This is a genomic window from Moorena sp. SIO4G3 (assembly GCF_010692305.1).
Classification (GTDB): Bacteria; Cyanobacteriota; Cyanobacteriia; order Cyanobacteriales; family Coleofasciculaceae; genus Moorena; species Moorena producens_A.
The window spans coordinates 1-15,752 of sequence record NZ_JAAHIG010000212.1; the positions used below are offsets into that span (position 1 = coordinate 1).

A 15,752-nucleotide genomic window follows, 5' to 3' on the forward strand; every position below is an offset into this window, starting at 1 on the left:
CATTCATGCTCACGCACTTCCAGGTAAAACTACTGAACCGATACGTTTTGCTACCCAATTTCCGGAAACAGGCACATATAAAGTGTGGGGTCAATTTAAGCGTAATGGTGAGATTGTAACGGCTGATTTCTGGGTAAATGCACTTTGATCAAATTTCTAATTTGGTAAGCACTCAGCAATCAGCAGTCAGCAGTCAGCAGTCAGCAGTCAGCTATCAGCAATCAGCTATCAGCCGTGGCCAAAGGCTGATAGCTGATTGCACTTACCAATAATCACAATCAGGGATATGATGATTACTCTATTGGAGTTGATCAGATTTCTAAATCTTCTCCTGTTATCCTTTATTCTTGATACGTCAGCCTGGAAATGACCGAGTCTTCCTATCCCAATTACAGTGAACAGTTGCGACAACTTATGGCAAAAGTGGGTATTCCTAGTTTTAGGCAACTAAGTCTCAGAGCTGATGTTTCCGAGTTGCAAGTGAGGCGTTTGCGGAAAGGTCAGGTCTCGCAGATGCAGCTAAAAACGCTGCTGAAACTTGCTCAAGCGTTGCAGGTGTCGGTGAATCAGTTACTGGTTATGTTTTTGCCAAATTCTGTTTCTACCTTACAGGAGGAAGACTCAACATTCAAGCAGGAGTACCAGCGTCTAGAACAGCAGTTGGAACAGCAGCGCGAGACTTTAATGCAAGAGTTTCAGCAATCTAGTTTACAAGTGCTAGAATCCTGGCTAGTGCAATGGCCGACTGCTGCTTATGCGGCACAACAGAATGAGCAGTTACCAGCTGTGAGATTATTGCCTCTGGTAAAGCCAGTGGAACAGTTGCTAGAAAAATGGGGTGTGGATGCGATCGCATCTGTGGGGGACGAACTCCCTTACGATCCACAACAACACCAACTCATGTCAGGCAGTGCTCAACCAGGTGATCGGGTTAGGGTACGTTACACTGGCTACCGCATTGGTGATAAGTTGCTGCATCGTGCTAAAGTTAGTCCAGCTAATATAGCAAAGGGAGTAGGGAGTAGGGAGTAGGGAGTAGGGAACAGCGGATCTGGGAACAGGGAACAGGGAGTAGGGAGTAGGGAGTAGGGAGTAGGGAGTAGGGAATAAAAATTATCACAATTCCTACACGAATTGCTATAGTACTAAATGAACAATTAATTTAATTTAGTCATTCATTATCAAATTTTTAATTCCTATTTTATATTTTAGATAAACAATTTTTTAGTTTATATTTGTCAGCCTTTTATATTATATCCGGATAATTAGTGATCAAAAACCATCTCCGATTAAACCTTACTCCTGTACTTCTGCCTTCTGCCTTCTGCCCTCTGCCTTCGATTCGCGCCTTGTGTAATTATTCAACCGGACATGATATTAGCTTAACTAACTGCTTTGATACCATTGAGATGCCCATCTTCCATATTAACAATCCGGTCAGCAATATCGAGAATTCGATTGTCGTGAGTAACGAGTAAAATTGTACAGCCCTGTTCTTTAGCTAACTGCTGCATTAAATCCACCACCTCACGACCGGATTTACTGTCTAGTGCTGCTGTTGGTTCATCAGCTAAGACTATCTTGGGATTACCCACTAAAGCACGAGCGATCGCGACTCGTTGTTTTTGTCCTCCAGAAAGTTTATCTGGGTAGTAATTCACCCACTTACCTAACCCCACTGCTTCCAATATAGCTACTGACTTAGTAATAGCATCTTTAGTAGAAAGTTCTGGGTGTAGTTCTGCTGACATTTGCACATTTTGGCGAGCTGTTAAACTCTTGAGTAAGTTATGAGCCTGGAAAATATAGCCAATATGACGCCGCACTGCTATCAAATGACGTTTATTGGCTCCCAGCAGTTGCTCTCCTAGGATTTTGAGACTACCAGATTGAGGCGATCGCAATCCTCCAATTAGGGTTAGTAATGTGGTCTTACCCGATCCAGAAGGACCAGTCATCAACACAATTTCTCCTTGGTGGATGTCTAGGTCAATATCAAACAAAACCTGTTTCCGTAGGAAACCCTTACCAAAGTAATGGTTGAGATGCTTAATGGATACAACTGGTTCGTCCACCATGACAGTTTTCGTTCCTAGCTAGTTATTAGTTATTGATTATAGTTTGAGGGAAAGCATTCAGCCGTCAGCTGTCAGCTGTCAGCCTAATTCTTAAAATAAACCTCGAATGGAAGAATTTAATAGTTCGAGATTTTATCGAATTGAAATTCTGGGGAAAAGCCCATCAGCAGCAGTAACAGAGATTAAACGAATGCTTACCTCTTTTATTCAAAAGCTGTTCCCAAAGCGTGCGCATCGCCCATAAGTTGATAGCTGATAGCTGATAGCTTACGTTTAAAAAATATCAGCGGGATCAGCTGCTTGGAGTTTCCCGATCGCGATCGCACCGGAAATACAACACATGATAATCGTCAGAATCAACACTGTCACTGCCCTAGCTAGACTCATAGCTATGGGTAAACTGGTAGCATTTTTCGTTAAACTATACAACCCTAATGCCAGTCCATATCCGGGAAAATAACCTAAAATTGCCAGAATCAGAGCTTCTTGAAAAACAACAATCAATAGGTAGGTGGTTTTATAACCCATGGCTTTTAGGGTAGCATACTCAGGCAAATGATCCGCGACATCAGTATATAGAATTTGATAAACAATCACTGTACCCACGATAAATCCCATAGCGCTACCGAGGGTAAAAATAAAGCCAATGGATGTACTGCTTTGCCAGTAAGCTGTCTCCCAATTAACAAACTCTTCCTTGGATAAAACTCTAACATCCTTGGAAAGTTCGCGTCTCATCTTCTCGACAACTAGCTCCAAATCTAACCCTGGTTCTAATTCAATCAAACCGATATCAATCAGTCCTCTATGGCGGTCAGGGAAAAGGCGGAAAAAGTTTAAATCACTGGTGATCACATTTCCATCGGCTGCAAAGGAAGCCCCTAGGGTGAATAAGCCCCCTACTCGAAGGCGACGTTGTTTCACTTCAGTCGTTATCTCTTTGCCCTGATTAAACTCTTCCGCAATAGGTCCATATTCAGGTCTGGAGCTGTCATCGAACAAAACGACATCTGGCATTTTAATTGTATCCAGATTGCTGGTTACTCCAGATAAATTGAAGACGTTGTCAGTAGGATTAAACCCAATCACAAGCACACTACGAGTTTCACGGGTTTGAGGATTTTTCCAGAGGCCATAGTCCATATATATCCCACGGATCGATTTGACCCCATCAAATGCAATACTTTGATACAACCTGCGACTAGGAAAACTTTTCAGAGCGAGTATTGATTGGGACTGGGGACTAATCAAAAAAATGTCACCCTGTAAGCTATTATGTAGTGTCACATTACTTTCAAACAAAGCATCCCGAAAACCCATTTGCATAAACATTAAAATATCGGCAAAAGCAATTCCTGCCAGTGCCACCAGCAAACGCATTTTTTCATGGGTCAATTGTAACCATGCTAAAGGTATTTTCATGATTAATAGTTACTGGTTAATGACCATTTTTTAATTGGAGCAAAGCGATTGACTAATCAGTAGTAACTATTTTTACGATGACTTGGGAGTTAGTTAAATCAGCAACTGTTTTGCTGTCTTCTGGATTGAGACGAATATCTACTTCGACAACTCTGGCATCTACGTCAGCGGCTGGATCAGTGTCAAGAACATCCTGTTTGTCAATTTGTTGCCCAATTCTAACTACACTGCCATTGAGCTTACCTTCAAATGCCTTGCTTTCACTAATAATAGTTACTTTCTGTCCTAGCTTGACTTTACCAATATCACTTTCGTAGACTTCAGCAACAACCATCATTTGGTCAGTTTGCCCTAGTTCAACAATTCCCTTTTCTTGATCTACGGTTTCTCCTGGATAAGTGTTAATTTTCAAAATTTGACTATCTAGTGGAGAATGGACGTAAGCAAATTTTAATTCTGCTTCGGCTTGCTTGACTTGTGCCATAGCCATTTCTAGCTCAGCTTCAGCTTGTTTAATATCTACTAGACGTACTTCTTTTATCTCTTCGAGGGTAGCTTTAGCTTCGTTAATCTGTGCTTCTACCACAGCTAGGGTCTGGTTGCGGTTGACAATAGCTTCTTTGAGTTGTTCCCTGAGGGTGCTTATAGTTTGGGTGCGGTTGGCTATGGCTTCACTCACGCTCTCTTGGGCAGTTTCTACGTTTAGGCGGCGGCTGTCCAATTCGGAAATTGCGATCGCACCGTCTCGTTCTAACTGGTCATAGCGCTGAAAATCTGCTTGCACATTCCTTAACTGAGCCTCTAATCGCCTGACTGTGGCATCTTTCTCTTGTTGTGTTTCTTGCAGCTGAGTCTGTAAACGGTCAATGCGAGTTTGTAGCGCCTCCTTCTGCCCCCGATACTCTGCCTCTAGTCGTTTAATCTTAGCGTCCTGAGCAGCAATGGTTCCACTTTTAGCACCAGCTTTGACTTTCTCCAAGTTCGCACGGCTTACTTTAACCTCCGCTTTCGCCCGTTCTAAATCCGCTTGTAAGCGATCACGATTTTCCATGATGGCAATCAATTGATTGGCACCTACTTTATCTCCTTCCTTAACCAGTAACTGAGCCACCCTTGGTGCTTGAAAAGTCGTTGGAGCAGCTAATTGAATAACTTCCCCCTCAGGTTCGAGACGTCCTAGAGCAGTTACAGCTCGGATAGCTGGGGTTGTAATGGGGGATGGGACTGGTTCTGGCGGGCGCTCACGGACCATGTCCAAACTGTATCGGCTAGCGGCCACAGTTGCCAGAATCCCAACACCAGCCAGTACAATCACCCAACGGCTGAGGGGCTTTGATAATCCCTGATCTTTTATCCCAATCTTTGGCTCCATGACTTCTCCGGTTAAATCAACTTCTGTCGGTTATATGAGCCATAACTATCTATTGTGTGCCATATTATATGGCTCCTTACTATTTAATTTATCATAAGGGAAATACAATTACGAGCACCGCTAACAGATTTTTTGAGCAATCCCTCATTACTGGGTCAGCTGAAATTCAGCAGATTGCATAGCAGGGGTTCCCGCTCGCAACTTTGCTAAAAGTTTAACGAAGGTTTTCTTTTCTGCGCCAGTCAGGTGAGCCATCAAACCTGTCACCCGATTAAAGTGGTCGGGAAGCATTTGCTTCAAGAACTGCCAACCGTTTGGAGTCAGCTGAACCATCAGCATCCGTCGGTCATCTGGGTGGGGCTGGCGTTTAACTAACCCTTGACGTTCGAGACCATCGAGCAGACCTGTGATTGTCCCACGAGTAACACCAGCCTGTTGAGCACATTCGGAAGGAGTCAAGCCTAACGAACCCGCTTTGTGTAATAACATGAGTACAGTAAACTTACCGATTGATAACTCGTAGCGACCCATATGAGTGTCAATCGCTTCGTAGATTTCAGTGGTAGTTTTCAGGAACGACAGACAAGTAAACACTGATGCTATATCTAGCTCAGGGTACTGTCTCGCCACATTTAGCAGTTCCTGCTCTGAGGGAAGGTCACGTTTAGTGAACATAGTCTATCCCCTTAAAAAAGTTTGCCGACTTATTATTATCGTGCCTTACTATAGTATTTCTCAAAAGTATTTCTCAAATAGGTGAGGTATACAAGTTGTGGATTTTAGGGAACAGGGAATAGGGAATAGGGAATAGGGAATAGAGAATAGGCAACAGGCAACAGGCAACAGGCAACAGGCAACAGAAAAAAAATCCTGTCTACTCTCTTGGTGCGCGTTCCCTAGGCGTTCGCGGAGCGGCGACCTAGGAGTTGGGAACCTCGCGCCTTGTCACACCGCCTCATTAATATGAGAAGCGCTATATATCCGTGGGATTTGGCCACCGTACTTGAGGGGTTAAATACGCTACAATTCAACCAAACTGGGTGTTCAGATTCCCTATGATTGACACATTCTCGACTCAACTCTATCAACTCCAACAATTTGCTAATAACCTGGTTGACAGCCAACTGACTCACCTGAGCCTAGTCAGCATCGCCATCATCTTTGCGGCTGGGTTACTGACTAGCCTAACCCCCTGTATGCTATCAATGCTACCCATCACAATGGGCTACATCGGTGGTTATGAAAATCAAGGACGGCTGCAAGCTGCTACCCAATCGGTATGGTTTGCCTTAGGCTTAGCCACAACCTTAGCTGGATTAGGAATTATCGCAGCATCTATTGGGCGAGTCTATGGTCAAATCGGTGTTGGCTTACCGATTATTGTCAGCCTAATCGCCATTATTATGGGGTTGAATTTACTAGAAGCACTTCCGCTACAGTTTCCAAGTTGGGGTGGTATGGATTGGATTTCCCAGGAATGGCCGAAAGGGTTACGCTCTTATCTGATTGGTTTGACCTTCGGTTTAGTCGCTTCACCTTGCAGTACACCGGTATTAGCAACGTTACTGGCTTGGGTTGTCTCAACTAAAGATTTAGTCTTAGGTGGTGCCTTGCTGTTGTCTTATACAGCTGGTTATGTGGCACCCTTGATCTTGGCAGGTACGTTTACTGCTTCAATTAAACGATTATTAGAATTGCGACAGTGGTCGAGTTGGATTACACCAGTAAGTGGTGCGCTATTGGTGGCATTTGGTGTGTTTTCTTTGTTGTCTCGGATTCCTGTGGGAATTTTTTGAGTGAGTACTTAGTGCTGAGTGCGTCGTAAGCTATCAGCTATCAGCTATAGCGGTTTTAAATTTGGTGAGGTACAGAGTTCCTGGTTTTAGGGAACAGGAAACTGCTGATATGGGAACACGGGAAAAATCATGTGTAGGTCATTCGGCTAACAAACGCTATATCAGCTATCAGCGTGTCGCGTATCAGCTATCAGCTTATGGGCTACGCGCAATGGACTTTTCTGGTGACTTTCAATTATCATTAATCTCGAACTATTAAATTCTATTGTTTGCGCACGCTACGCTGGGTTTATTTTAAGCTGACCGCTGACCGCTGAATGCTACTGAGATTCTTTTCCTAAATCTGCTCATCTTATTAAGAAAGCAAGTAATTAACTAGACTGGATATGACTTTAGAAAACTCATCAGATAACTCATCAGAAAATTCATCAGATAACTCATCAGATAACTCATCATTGACTAGTAACAGTAGGTGGTGGCGTCGCTTAGTATCAGTGCTGGCTAACTTACGGTTAGCGATTATCTTGCTGCTTGCGATCGCATTATTTAGCATCAGCGGTACAGTGATTGAACAGGGGGAATCTCTGGCGTTTTACCAAGCCAATTATCCTGAAGACCCAGCCTTGTTTGGTTTCCTCAGCTGGAAGGTGTTGTTGCTCCTAGGGTTAGATCATGTCTACCGGACTTGGTGGTTTTTGTCCTTATTAGTGTTATTTGGTAGTAGTCTGACCGCTTGTACCTTCACTCGTCAATTTCCGGCTTTAAAAGCAGCCCGGAATTGGAAGTTTTACAAACAACCCCGCCAGTTTGGGAAACTTGCTTTGAGTGTAGAGTTGGACAAGGGGTCTTTTACTTCCCTCACGGAGTTGTTAGAGAAGCGTCGTTACAAGGTATTCCAAGAGGGGGATACTATGTACGCCCGTAAAGGAATTATCGGACGGATTGGTCCAATTGTAGTTCATGCCAGTATGTTGATTATCCTGGGAGGGTCAATTTGGGGCTCAATGACAGGATTTACGGCTCAGGAAATGGTTACCAGTGGCAATACATTCCAAGTTAGAAACATTATTGATGCCGGTCCGTTTGCTTGGCCCCAAATCCCCAAAGATTTGTCAGTGCGGGTGAATCGCTTCTGGATTGATTACACTCCGTCAGGGGATATTGACCAATTTTACTCCAATCTGTCAGTTTTGGATAGTCAAGGTGAGGACGTTGACCAAGAGACTATTTATGTGAATAAGCCCCTAAGATATCGAGGTGTCACCTTTTACCAAACCGATTGGGGGATTGCTGGGATTCAGGTGCAGTTGAATAATAGTCCAATTTTCCAGCTTCCCATGGCACAACTTCCCACTAATGGTGAGGGACGGATTTGGGGAACTTGGGTTCCCACAAAACCTGATTTAAGTGAAGGGGTATCCCTTTTAGCGAGGGATTTGCAGGGAACGCTGTTTGTCTATGATGGAACGGGTAATCTCGTTTCCACCGTTCGTCCTGGTATGGGGATTAAGGTCAATGGGGTGATACTTAAAATTAAAGATGTCATCGGCAGCACTGGCTTACAAATTAAAGCTGACCCCGGTATTCCCTTTGTATACACTGGCTTTGGCTTACTGATGTTAGGGGTACTGATGAGTTATGTCTCCCACTCTCAGATTTGGGCATTACAAAAAGGCGATCGCTTTTATATTGGTGGGAAAACCAATCGTGCTTTGGTCACCTTTGAACGGGAATTGATTGAGATTTTAGAGCAGGTCGGTGAATCCTCCCAGACCGTAGAACCTTTACTGGCTAAATCTGCTTAGTATATAGCGATGCAGCAACGGAACAGGGGAGGGTACTAAACAGAATCAGAAAGGATAACTGAGTAACCGAACCACTATGGTGATCAACCCAAACATCAAGGGCAAAGTTGGTGATGCTGGAGCCTAAGAGCTGATTTGTAAACTCGCACTAAACCTTGTAGGATAAGGCTTGCTCTAAACTAGAACAATTGAACTATTTAATACCCAAAAGACAATCATAGTAAGGCTTTCAAGCTTATTAATATTTACTTGACAAATTAGCTCTCATCATTAGATATATGACTACCAGGAACGGTATGGATTTCCACCTCTGAATCTGAATCGCTCAAACGCGCTTTTGCTCCTGCTTTCAGCAGTAAGAGGGGTTGAATTTTTTGTTGATACCAGTAATCCACCAGAACAAAAATGGTGGTTATCAGCGTTGGAAAGTCTATACTGTTCATAGGAGGTTTCCGGGTGGTCAGTGACATTTCCATCTTCGAGCCTCCTTTCTCTTGTGTCTAATTCACATTAGGCGTTAGTGATAAAATAATCAATGTCTGTGGCCTCTTCAATTGAACTTGCATCTCCTACGATAGCAAATGTTCTTTCTCCTTCTAGAGGAGACCTGAGGGGGTAAAATGCAAGCTAAAATCCTTACTGGGAGTACTTTAAGCCGATATGTTACTTAATCGGTGCGCCTGACCTAGGCGAATTAAATTCGCTACAGGTGCGCACCTAGAATATACATACTGTTTTGGCCTGAGCTTGGAGGTAGTTATAAGGGTTTGAGCTTCTATAAAATCATTCGTAGGGTGAATTTGCCAGTTTATCTTTGCTAAGATAATTGGCATCAAAGCCTTATATAGTAAGCTTTTCAGGGCAAATGTCGCCCCCTCAGGTAAAATTGACTTGGTCAATTTGAGCGCTGAAAAGCAGTTACTGAGATAGTTTCAAGTTTTTGGAGAGGTCTATTAAGTCCGCGCTATGACGATTCTGAGGTAATTTAGGTGTTGGGTTTAAGTGTGAGCTTGAGTTCGGCTAATTCCTTCAACAGTTGGTCGATCAGCTTTTGCTGCAGTATCACGACCACCAACTGCTCTGTTGTCAGTGGCTTGAGTTGGGGGGGAGCTAGTTTTTCGGGTTTCAGTTGTTCGCTCATGCCGCTACCACACCGGATTTCAATATTTTGTCAACCACCCTCACCTAAATTCTTACATTTCATATAAAATCATTGGGGGCACAATAACTATAAAATCATTGAAGGCACAATAACATTGAGCAATCTTGGCAATAAAATCCATATACAGTGTGTCAAAAAAATTAAACACACTTTATATGGATTAATAAGCATGGGTTGATCTCAAGGTTTGGGTGTTCGAAAAAACCCAAAATCAGGTTGCAGATTGCGTCCTGCTATCAGCAGTCACCACTAAGTTTGGTGAATAACTCGTTGTGTCCAAGGTCTAACCAAGCTACCACTGTCAGCGAACTGAAAACCAGCTTTGCAACGCCCCTAAATTAAGGACAGCAAATAGCTGAGTAATCATGTCGTCAGAGAAAAGTAATCAAATTTAAGAAGTTATGAGGTCAAAGTAGTGAGGATCCTCTTAATCTGCACTGAGAAGCTTCCTGTTCCATGTATTCGAGGAGGTGCAATCCAGACTTATATTGACGGAATACTACCTTATCTAAGCAAGTTTCATGACGTTAGTGTTTTTTCTGTCACTGATTCAGATTTGCCCAATCAACATGTCCTGAATGGAGTCAGCTACCAGCGCTTCCCGACAGGTGATAGTGATGCTTACTACCAAGCAGCTGCTAAATTTGTAGCTGAGGAAAAATTCGATTTAGTCATTCTTTACAATCGCCCTAAATACTTACCCTCTATTGCTGCTGCTAGCCCTAGTAGTCAGTTTCTCCTGAGCATGCACAATGAAATGTTTCATGAGGAGAAGATTAAACCTGAGGTTGCTGAGACTTGTCTAGAGAAGGTCAGAGGAGTCATAACAGTCAGCAAATTTATTGCTGATGGAATTGCCGATCTCTTCCCTGACTACCGACATAAACTTAACCCCGTATATGCAGGAGTTGACTTAGAACAGTTTCAGTCCCGATGGTCACCGGAAGGATCTAGAAGTCGCCAAGAATTGCTAAGTTCTCACGGATTGACCGAACGCAAAATCGTTGTTTATGTAGGTCGATTAAGTATTAAGAAAGGACCCCATATCCTAATTTCTGCCTTACCCCAAATTCTAGAACAACATCCATCAACATTTCTTTTTATAGTGGGTAGCAAATGGTACGGCCATAACGAGGAAAATAAATATGTTCGTAAACTGAAAGAACAAGCAAAAACCTATGAAGACTCAATTTATTTGACTGGCTTTATTCCACCTGCAAATGTCCAGAAGTACTTCCTCATGGGTGATATCTTTGTTTGTGCATCTCAATGGCAAGAACCTTTAGCACGAGTTCATTATGAAGCAATGGCAACAGGTCTTCCTATGGTTACCACAATGCGAGGAGGAAACGCAGAAGTAGTCATCCCAGGTATGAACGGTCTCTTGATCAGTGACTATGAGAATCCCGATGCCTTTGCAGAAGCAATTAACTCTTTATTGTCCAATAAAGAGTTAGCTGAAAAAATGGGTCGATACGGACGCCATCTGGGTGACAAGTATTATGGTTGGGAGCGGGTTGCTTCAGACATTTCCCGGATTATTTCAGACTGTTGTCTATCCTAAGGATAGCAGGGTAATCCCATTTACATTTGTCAACTGGGTATCAAAAACCTAGGACAGTTTTCAATCATACCTTCATCCCTTCTTCGGCTGATGAAAGCGTCATGAAGAGTTGGCACATTAGGTATTATTATTGGCAGGGTAAGGGAGAACTTCGTATCACCATCACGACACGGGTGTTGCCCTTCCATAGCACGGGAATGGCTGTGATCTCATTGGACTTGCTCAAGGACCCGTTGTTGAGCTAACACCAGATGATGTTCACTCGCCCAGGCACTCACCGTGTGTAAGCCAATGAGATTGCTTTTCGCGATCGTAGGAACCCCGAGCAGTTAAACCCATCAATATTGATCAGCTTAATCTCTAGCTGGGTGGGTTACTGCTCCACCCAACTATTGAAGCATTCATGCAACTGAGTTGGGTCAATCAATGCCAAGACTCCCGAAAAGGTATCGTGAGATGGAATACTATGGGGCAATTCCAAAAACGTCTCTAACCATTGCTGTTTCGGTTTGCCATAGGTTTCAATGGCTACCATATTATCTGCCCCAGACAGAAGCCAAGATGGCGATGGTCACAATATCTACAAGTTTATGCTTGGGTTCCCGTTTGACTCTCGGGTCATCCAATGCCTCAAACTGATTAATCACGCTATGAATGAGCTGTTTCATCCTTTGTTGAAAGGGGCGATGGGGTGGGAGCACCAAAGCCAAGGGAAATCAGGGCTGAGAGCATGTGAACAGACTAATTTAATCTCTATCCAATTTCCTGGATTCTGGAGAGATTGTCTAGTCTGAATTGAACCAAAGCCAACTTTTGCGCCAACGTGTGTTTTGTCAAGTACAATTTATACAAAATAGCTGCGATTACCCTGGAATTTTAGCTGGCATGTCACCCCCTCAGAATACTATCATGTTCTTGGTAATTATTTTGATGCAGAAGTGTTGAATGTCAAAAAAAAGTGTCAAAAAAGTTGTTCAATATGATAAAATCATCAAAGCTATAAAATTCATACTCGTTAAGTATGATTTAAATAAGTTTTCCAAAAATCATAAAAGATATTTTGGAACCGTTACCAAAAAAAGATTATCTATCTCTCAGTACCTTCTCATTTGTATCTTGTTAGTTGGAGTATGTAATGGATAAGAGTGTGGTCAATATGCGAGATTTATTGAAACGGTTAAATCTTCAAGAAATAGACTTAACGAACCCTAACTTTTATAAAGCGGTTAATAAGAGAGAAACTTTTTTTAGCCCAGAAATAACTCATCAATTTCAAAGGCAACTCAATTCAAAAAAAAATCAAGTTAAAAACCGAAATTTATTTATTCCCGTTAGCGAAGCGTGGCCTACAGCCGATAGTTCAACTATTTTTACTTTAAAAAATAAACTATCATGGAGCCAAGGATATCATCAAGTTAAATTATTTTGTGGCTTGGACATTTGCCGTTCAGACGTAGGGGGAATAGTTATTCATTATTCAGATTTATAGCTATTTAATCACTTATTTAAGATTACAGCTAATAAAAATAGCTCTTCGCGCAGCGTCGGCTTGGCCGTAGGCCACCCTACGCGAACGCTGAAAGATTTTGGAAAAACAGCATTAGATAAAATTCGTTTTAATCATATATGTCTCAATAAATTACCTATGTACATTGGTTTACAAAACTAATTTGGTGAAAGTAAAATACGACTTTATAGGGTTAATTTATGAAACTATGTAAAGTTTGGTTTAGCGATTCAACATTTCTGATTTTGATGTTGATCTGTTTCTCTACTTATGTTTGCTAATACCGCAAACTCATCCAACATGGACTGCAGTACTTTTTAAAGAGTAACAGTTTCAGTAGCGAAACTATCGTGGACTCCCTAAAACTAGCTAGTTTTTGATAAGACTACATTCAGGATTTCATGATAGGATAACTACGAGATATCAATGATTATTATTAAAATTTATTTTTGGCTGCTTATAATATGATGAAGAAAGAAGATATCCCTACTCCTATTATTGATAACAAACAACGAAAGAAAGTTAAAATAGCTGAAAATTTGGAAGATCGTCGTTTTTCTACTCTCTACATTATCCGACGATTTATTATTTACTTTTTAGGTATACAACTTCGCAGAATTACAAATAAGCCAGATATACAAAAGAATGCGAACGAGCTACGTCAGATATTTGAAGATTTGGGAGGCTTCTGGGTAAAAACTGGTCAGTTGTTAGCATTGCGAAACGATATTTTACCAGATGAGATTTGTGACCAGTTAATACGTCTTCAGTATGAAGCGATTGGATTCCCTATGGCTATGGTTAGATCAACAATTGAGTCAGAGCTAGGAGCACCCATGGAAAAAATATTTCAAGATTTTGATGAGACTCCTTTGGCAGCTGCATCAATTGGTCAGGTTCATAGAGCAACGTTGCGCAGTAAAAGAAAACCGGTAGTCGTTAAAATTCAACGTCCAAATTTAGCAGAAGCATTCAAGCGAGATTTGGATTTAATTAAAGTCGTTGTCAACCTGTTAATTTCTTTGAATTTTATGAGTTACCTACGTTTAGATGAAGCAGTATCGCAGTTAGATAAAATATTTAATGAGGAATTAGATTATCGCTATGAAGCCTCTAATACTCGTAATATGAGAAAAACACTAAAACAGCATAAAATATATGTTCCAAAGATTTATGATAAATATTGTAAACGTCGAGTTTTAGTTATGGAATATATCGATGGGGTTCTTGCCTCTGATTATATTAAAGTATCGAATAGGGATCCCGTCAGAGCCTCTCAATGGGAGGATGAAAATGACTTTGATAGTGAAAAAGTAGGTGAAAAGATATTTCTTTCATTACTTCGACAAGTATTTGAAGATAACTTGTACCATGGAGATCTACATCCAGGCAATATTATTTTCTTGCGTCGGAGCAAAGTCGTATTCATTGACATGGGTAGCGTGGGATCCCTGGATAGGGAGTTGAGGGTGACTTATAATGAGTATACGAATGCATTGACATATGGAGATTTTAGCAAAGCGTCTAATTACATCATGCGGTTGGCTGTTGATATTCCCAGAGTTAATGTACCTACAGTCAGGGCACAGATGTCGCGTGCTATAGAGAGTTGGTCCTCCAAAGCGCAACTTAAAGGGGTAGAGTTTAAAGAAAAGTCTTTTGGTGCGGCAACGGCTGACTTATCTAAAGTGCTGACCAAATATCGTATCCCAAATAATTGGACTTTTCTCAAAATGAGTCGATCTTTTTTAACTCTAGATGGTACAATGCAGTACCTATTACCTGAATTTGATTTTTTCAAGACATCTAAAAAATATAATCGCCAGTCAGATAAACGTGCTCTCAAACAAAGTTTAGAGCCAACAAGTATTAGAAATTCGATTAACCAGTTCTTTGATACTATTAGCGAGTACAATAACCTGATTTTACCTGAGTTGCGACAACGAACCATCGCATTTGAGTTAACCAGTAATATTTTTGCACTTTTGCTGGTAGTAGGTTTCCAATCTCTAGCCTATTTACTCCTAATAACTGAACCAGTTGCAGTTTATAGTTTCCTTTATCAACATTATTTTAAAGCGATTGAACCTATTCATACTCAACTGGCTGAAGAGTTTTTTCAACAAATTCCCCATCTTCCATATCTGGAATGGATTGGTATTTTTATACTGATTGGTCTCAGTGCTAGAATACTGCTTGCAGGAGCAAAAGTTCTGAAGCGTAAAGACTTTCCTCAGAAAATATAACAGAGTACTCATAAGTGTGGATCTGAAATTCCCGCCTATACAGTCGTTTTTCCTATTGTTTGCATGATGGGTACTGGTTCCATCGAATGTGAAGGAGAAAGGCGTTGCTGATTCTGGGTATGGTTTCGCCCCCCTAGGGCATGTTTTCTTGCCTCGTTATATCCTAGAAGTAGTGTGATCAATGGGTGCATTACATGAATCGAGGGGAGGTGAAGTTTTAAACAGTGGGAGAGGTTAAAACCCTTGACCTGAATTCTTACTATGAAATGATGCACTTTCACTACTCACGCTGAGGGGGTGAGATGCCAGCTAAAATCCTTACTGGGTAGTGCGTTCAGCCGATATGTTACTTAATCGGTGCTCTTTCCGCATCTAATTATTAAATTCGCCACGGGTCGCACCTGAAAGATACATGGTGTTTTCGCCTGACCTTGGACGTAGTTATAAGGGTTTGAGCTTGCCATTAAATCCTTCTTAGGGTCAATTTGCTAGTTGATCTTTGCTAAGAGAACTGGCATCAAAGCCTTATATAGTAAAATTTTCAGGGTTCATGTCACCCCCTCTCACTAACTAAGAGTCGTTTGCCTCAAATCTTCAATCATCACCGCCAACCCTATCCAAGTGATATGAGTGATGTAGAATGGGGAGTGTTGCGACCGCTTATACCTTTGGGCATCTGAGGAGGGTAAACTTGCGCTCCTATCATCAACGGGATCTGCTATGTGCAGCGTAGTGGATCCCAGTTGAACATGCTGCACCATGACTTTCCACCTCACCCAAGGGTCTATGGTTATTTCCGA

General features: G+C 41.8%; 17 protein-coding genes. 7 read left to right on the top strand and 10 right to left on the bottom strand.

Annotated features, from left to right (window positions below):
• Positions 1–366: 366 nt before the first annotated feature.
• On the top strand, positions 367–1,032 hold the full coding sequence (grpE, locus tag F6J99_RS28625) for a nucleotide exchange factor GrpE (protein ID WP_293117791.1): 666 nt from the start codon (positions 367–369) through the stop codon (positions 1,030–1,032).
• On the opposite strand, the gene F6J99_RS28630 is transcribed toward grpE, so the two are convergent.
• The 5 genes from F6J99_RS28630 to F6J99_RS28650 all read right to left on the bottom strand — a co-directional run bounded on the left by F6J99_RS28630 (position 998) and on the right by F6J99_RS28650 (position 5,547).
• A complete protein-coding gene (locus F6J99_RS28630; RefSeq protein WP_293117793.1) occupies positions 998–1,120 on the bottom strand; it encodes a hypothetical protein in 123 nt (40 codons plus the stop codon). The genes grpE and F6J99_RS28630 overlap by 35 nt on opposite strands.
• Positions 1,121–1,382: 262 nt before the next feature.
• Positions 1,383–2,078 (bottom strand): DevA family ABC transporter ATP-binding protein, encoded by a 696-nt coding sequence (locus tag F6J99_RS28635; RefSeq protein WP_293117795.1) that lies wholly within the window; start codon positions 2,076–2,078, stop codon positions 1,383–1,385.
• Positions 2,079–2,351: 273 nt separating this feature from the next.
• A complete protein-coding gene (gene devC, locus F6J99_RS28640) occupies positions 2,352–3,500 on the bottom strand; it encodes an ABC transporter permease DevC (protein WP_293117799.1) in 1,149 nt (382 codons plus the stop codon).
• A gap of 52 nt (positions 3,501–3,552) precedes the next feature.
• On the bottom strand, positions 3,553–4,872 hold the full coding sequence (locus F6J99_RS28645; protein ID WP_293117802.1) for an ABC exporter membrane fusion protein: 1,320 nt from the start codon (positions 4,870–4,872) through the stop codon (positions 3,553–3,555).
• Positions 4,873–5,019: 147 nt separating this feature from the next.
• Positions 5,020–5,547 carry a MarR family transcriptional regulator gene (locus tag F6J99_RS28650; protein ID WP_293117805.1) on the bottom strand — a complete coding sequence of 176 codons (528 nt, stop codon included), beginning with the start codon at positions 5,545–5,547 and terminating at the stop codon, positions 5,020–5,022.
• A 380-nt stretch (positions 5,548–5,927) separates the two neighbouring features.
• Between F6J99_RS28650 and F6J99_RS28655 the strand changes: the two genes are divergently transcribed.
• The 3 genes from F6J99_RS28655 (at position 5,928) to F6J99_RS28665 (ending at position 8,473) form a co-directional block, all read left to right on the top strand.
• A complete protein-coding gene (locus F6J99_RS28655; RefSeq protein WP_293117807.1) occupies positions 5,928–6,668 on the top strand; it encodes a cytochrome c biogenesis protein CcdA in 741 nt (246 codons plus the stop codon).
• 64 nt (positions 6,669–6,732) lie between these two features.
• Complete coding sequence (locus tag F6J99_RS28660) at positions 6,733–6,927, top strand: hypothetical protein (RefSeq protein WP_293117810.1); 195 nt, start codon at positions 6,733–6,735, stop codon at positions 6,925–6,927.
• 127 nt (positions 6,928–7,054) lie between these two features.
• Entirely contained in the window at positions 7,055–8,473 is a 1,419-nt protein-coding gene (locus F6J99_RS28665) for a cytochrome c biogenesis protein (RefSeq protein WP_293117812.1), read from the top strand.
• Between the two features lie 257 nt (positions 8,474–8,730).
• Here F6J99_RS28665 and F6J99_RS28670 read toward each other — a convergent pair whose 3' ends face one another.
• Entirely contained in the window at positions 8,731–8,949 is a 219-nt protein-coding gene (locus tag F6J99_RS28670) for a hypothetical protein (protein ID WP_070390860.1), read from the bottom strand.
• Positions 8,950–9,458: 509 nt separating this feature from the next.
• Entirely contained in the window at positions 9,459–9,614 is a 156-nt protein-coding gene (locus F6J99_RS28675; protein WP_158516936.1) for a hypothetical protein, read from the bottom strand.
• Between the two features lie 436 nt (positions 9,615–10,050).
• Between F6J99_RS28675 and F6J99_RS28680 the strand changes: the two genes are divergently transcribed.
• Complete coding sequence (locus tag F6J99_RS28680; RefSeq protein WP_293117817.1) at positions 10,051–11,199, top strand: glycosyltransferase family 4 protein; 1,149 nt, start codon at positions 10,051–10,053, stop codon at positions 11,197–11,199.
• Between the two features lie 373 nt (positions 11,200–11,572).
• Here the strand turns inward: F6J99_RS28680 and F6J99_RS28685 are convergent, their stop codons facing one another.
• Positions 11,573–11,734, bottom strand: coding sequence for a transposase family protein (locus F6J99_RS28685; protein ID WP_293117820.1), 162 nt, complete (start codon positions 11,732–11,734; stop codon positions 11,573–11,575).
• A 1-nt stretch (position 11,735) separates the two neighbouring features.
• Positions 11,736–11,867, bottom strand: coding sequence for a hypothetical protein (locus F6J99_RS28690; protein WP_293117822.1), 132 nt, complete (start codon positions 11,865–11,867; stop codon positions 11,736–11,738).
• A 467-nt stretch (positions 11,868–12,334) separates the two neighbouring features.
• On the opposite strand from F6J99_RS28690, the gene F6J99_RS28695 reads away from it, so the two are divergent.
• Both F6J99_RS28695 and F6J99_RS28700 read left to right on the top strand, forming a co-directional pair.
• Positions 12,335–12,688, top strand: a complete 354-nt coding sequence (locus F6J99_RS28695) for a hypothetical protein (RefSeq protein WP_293117825.1) — start codon at positions 12,335–12,337, stop codon at positions 12,686–12,688.
• A 482-nt stretch (positions 12,689–13,170) separates the two neighbouring features.
• Positions 13,171–14,952 carry an AarF/UbiB family protein gene (locus F6J99_RS28700; protein ID WP_293117827.1) on the top strand — a complete coding sequence of 594 codons (1,782 nt, stop codon included), beginning with the start codon at positions 13,171–13,173 and terminating at the stop codon, positions 14,950–14,952.
• 566 nt (positions 14,953–15,518) lie between these two features.
• Here the strand turns inward: F6J99_RS28700 and F6J99_RS28705 are convergent.
• On the bottom strand, positions 15,519–15,752 hold a 234-nt coding region (locus F6J99_RS28705; protein WP_293117830.1), incomplete at its 5' end, for a hypothetical protein.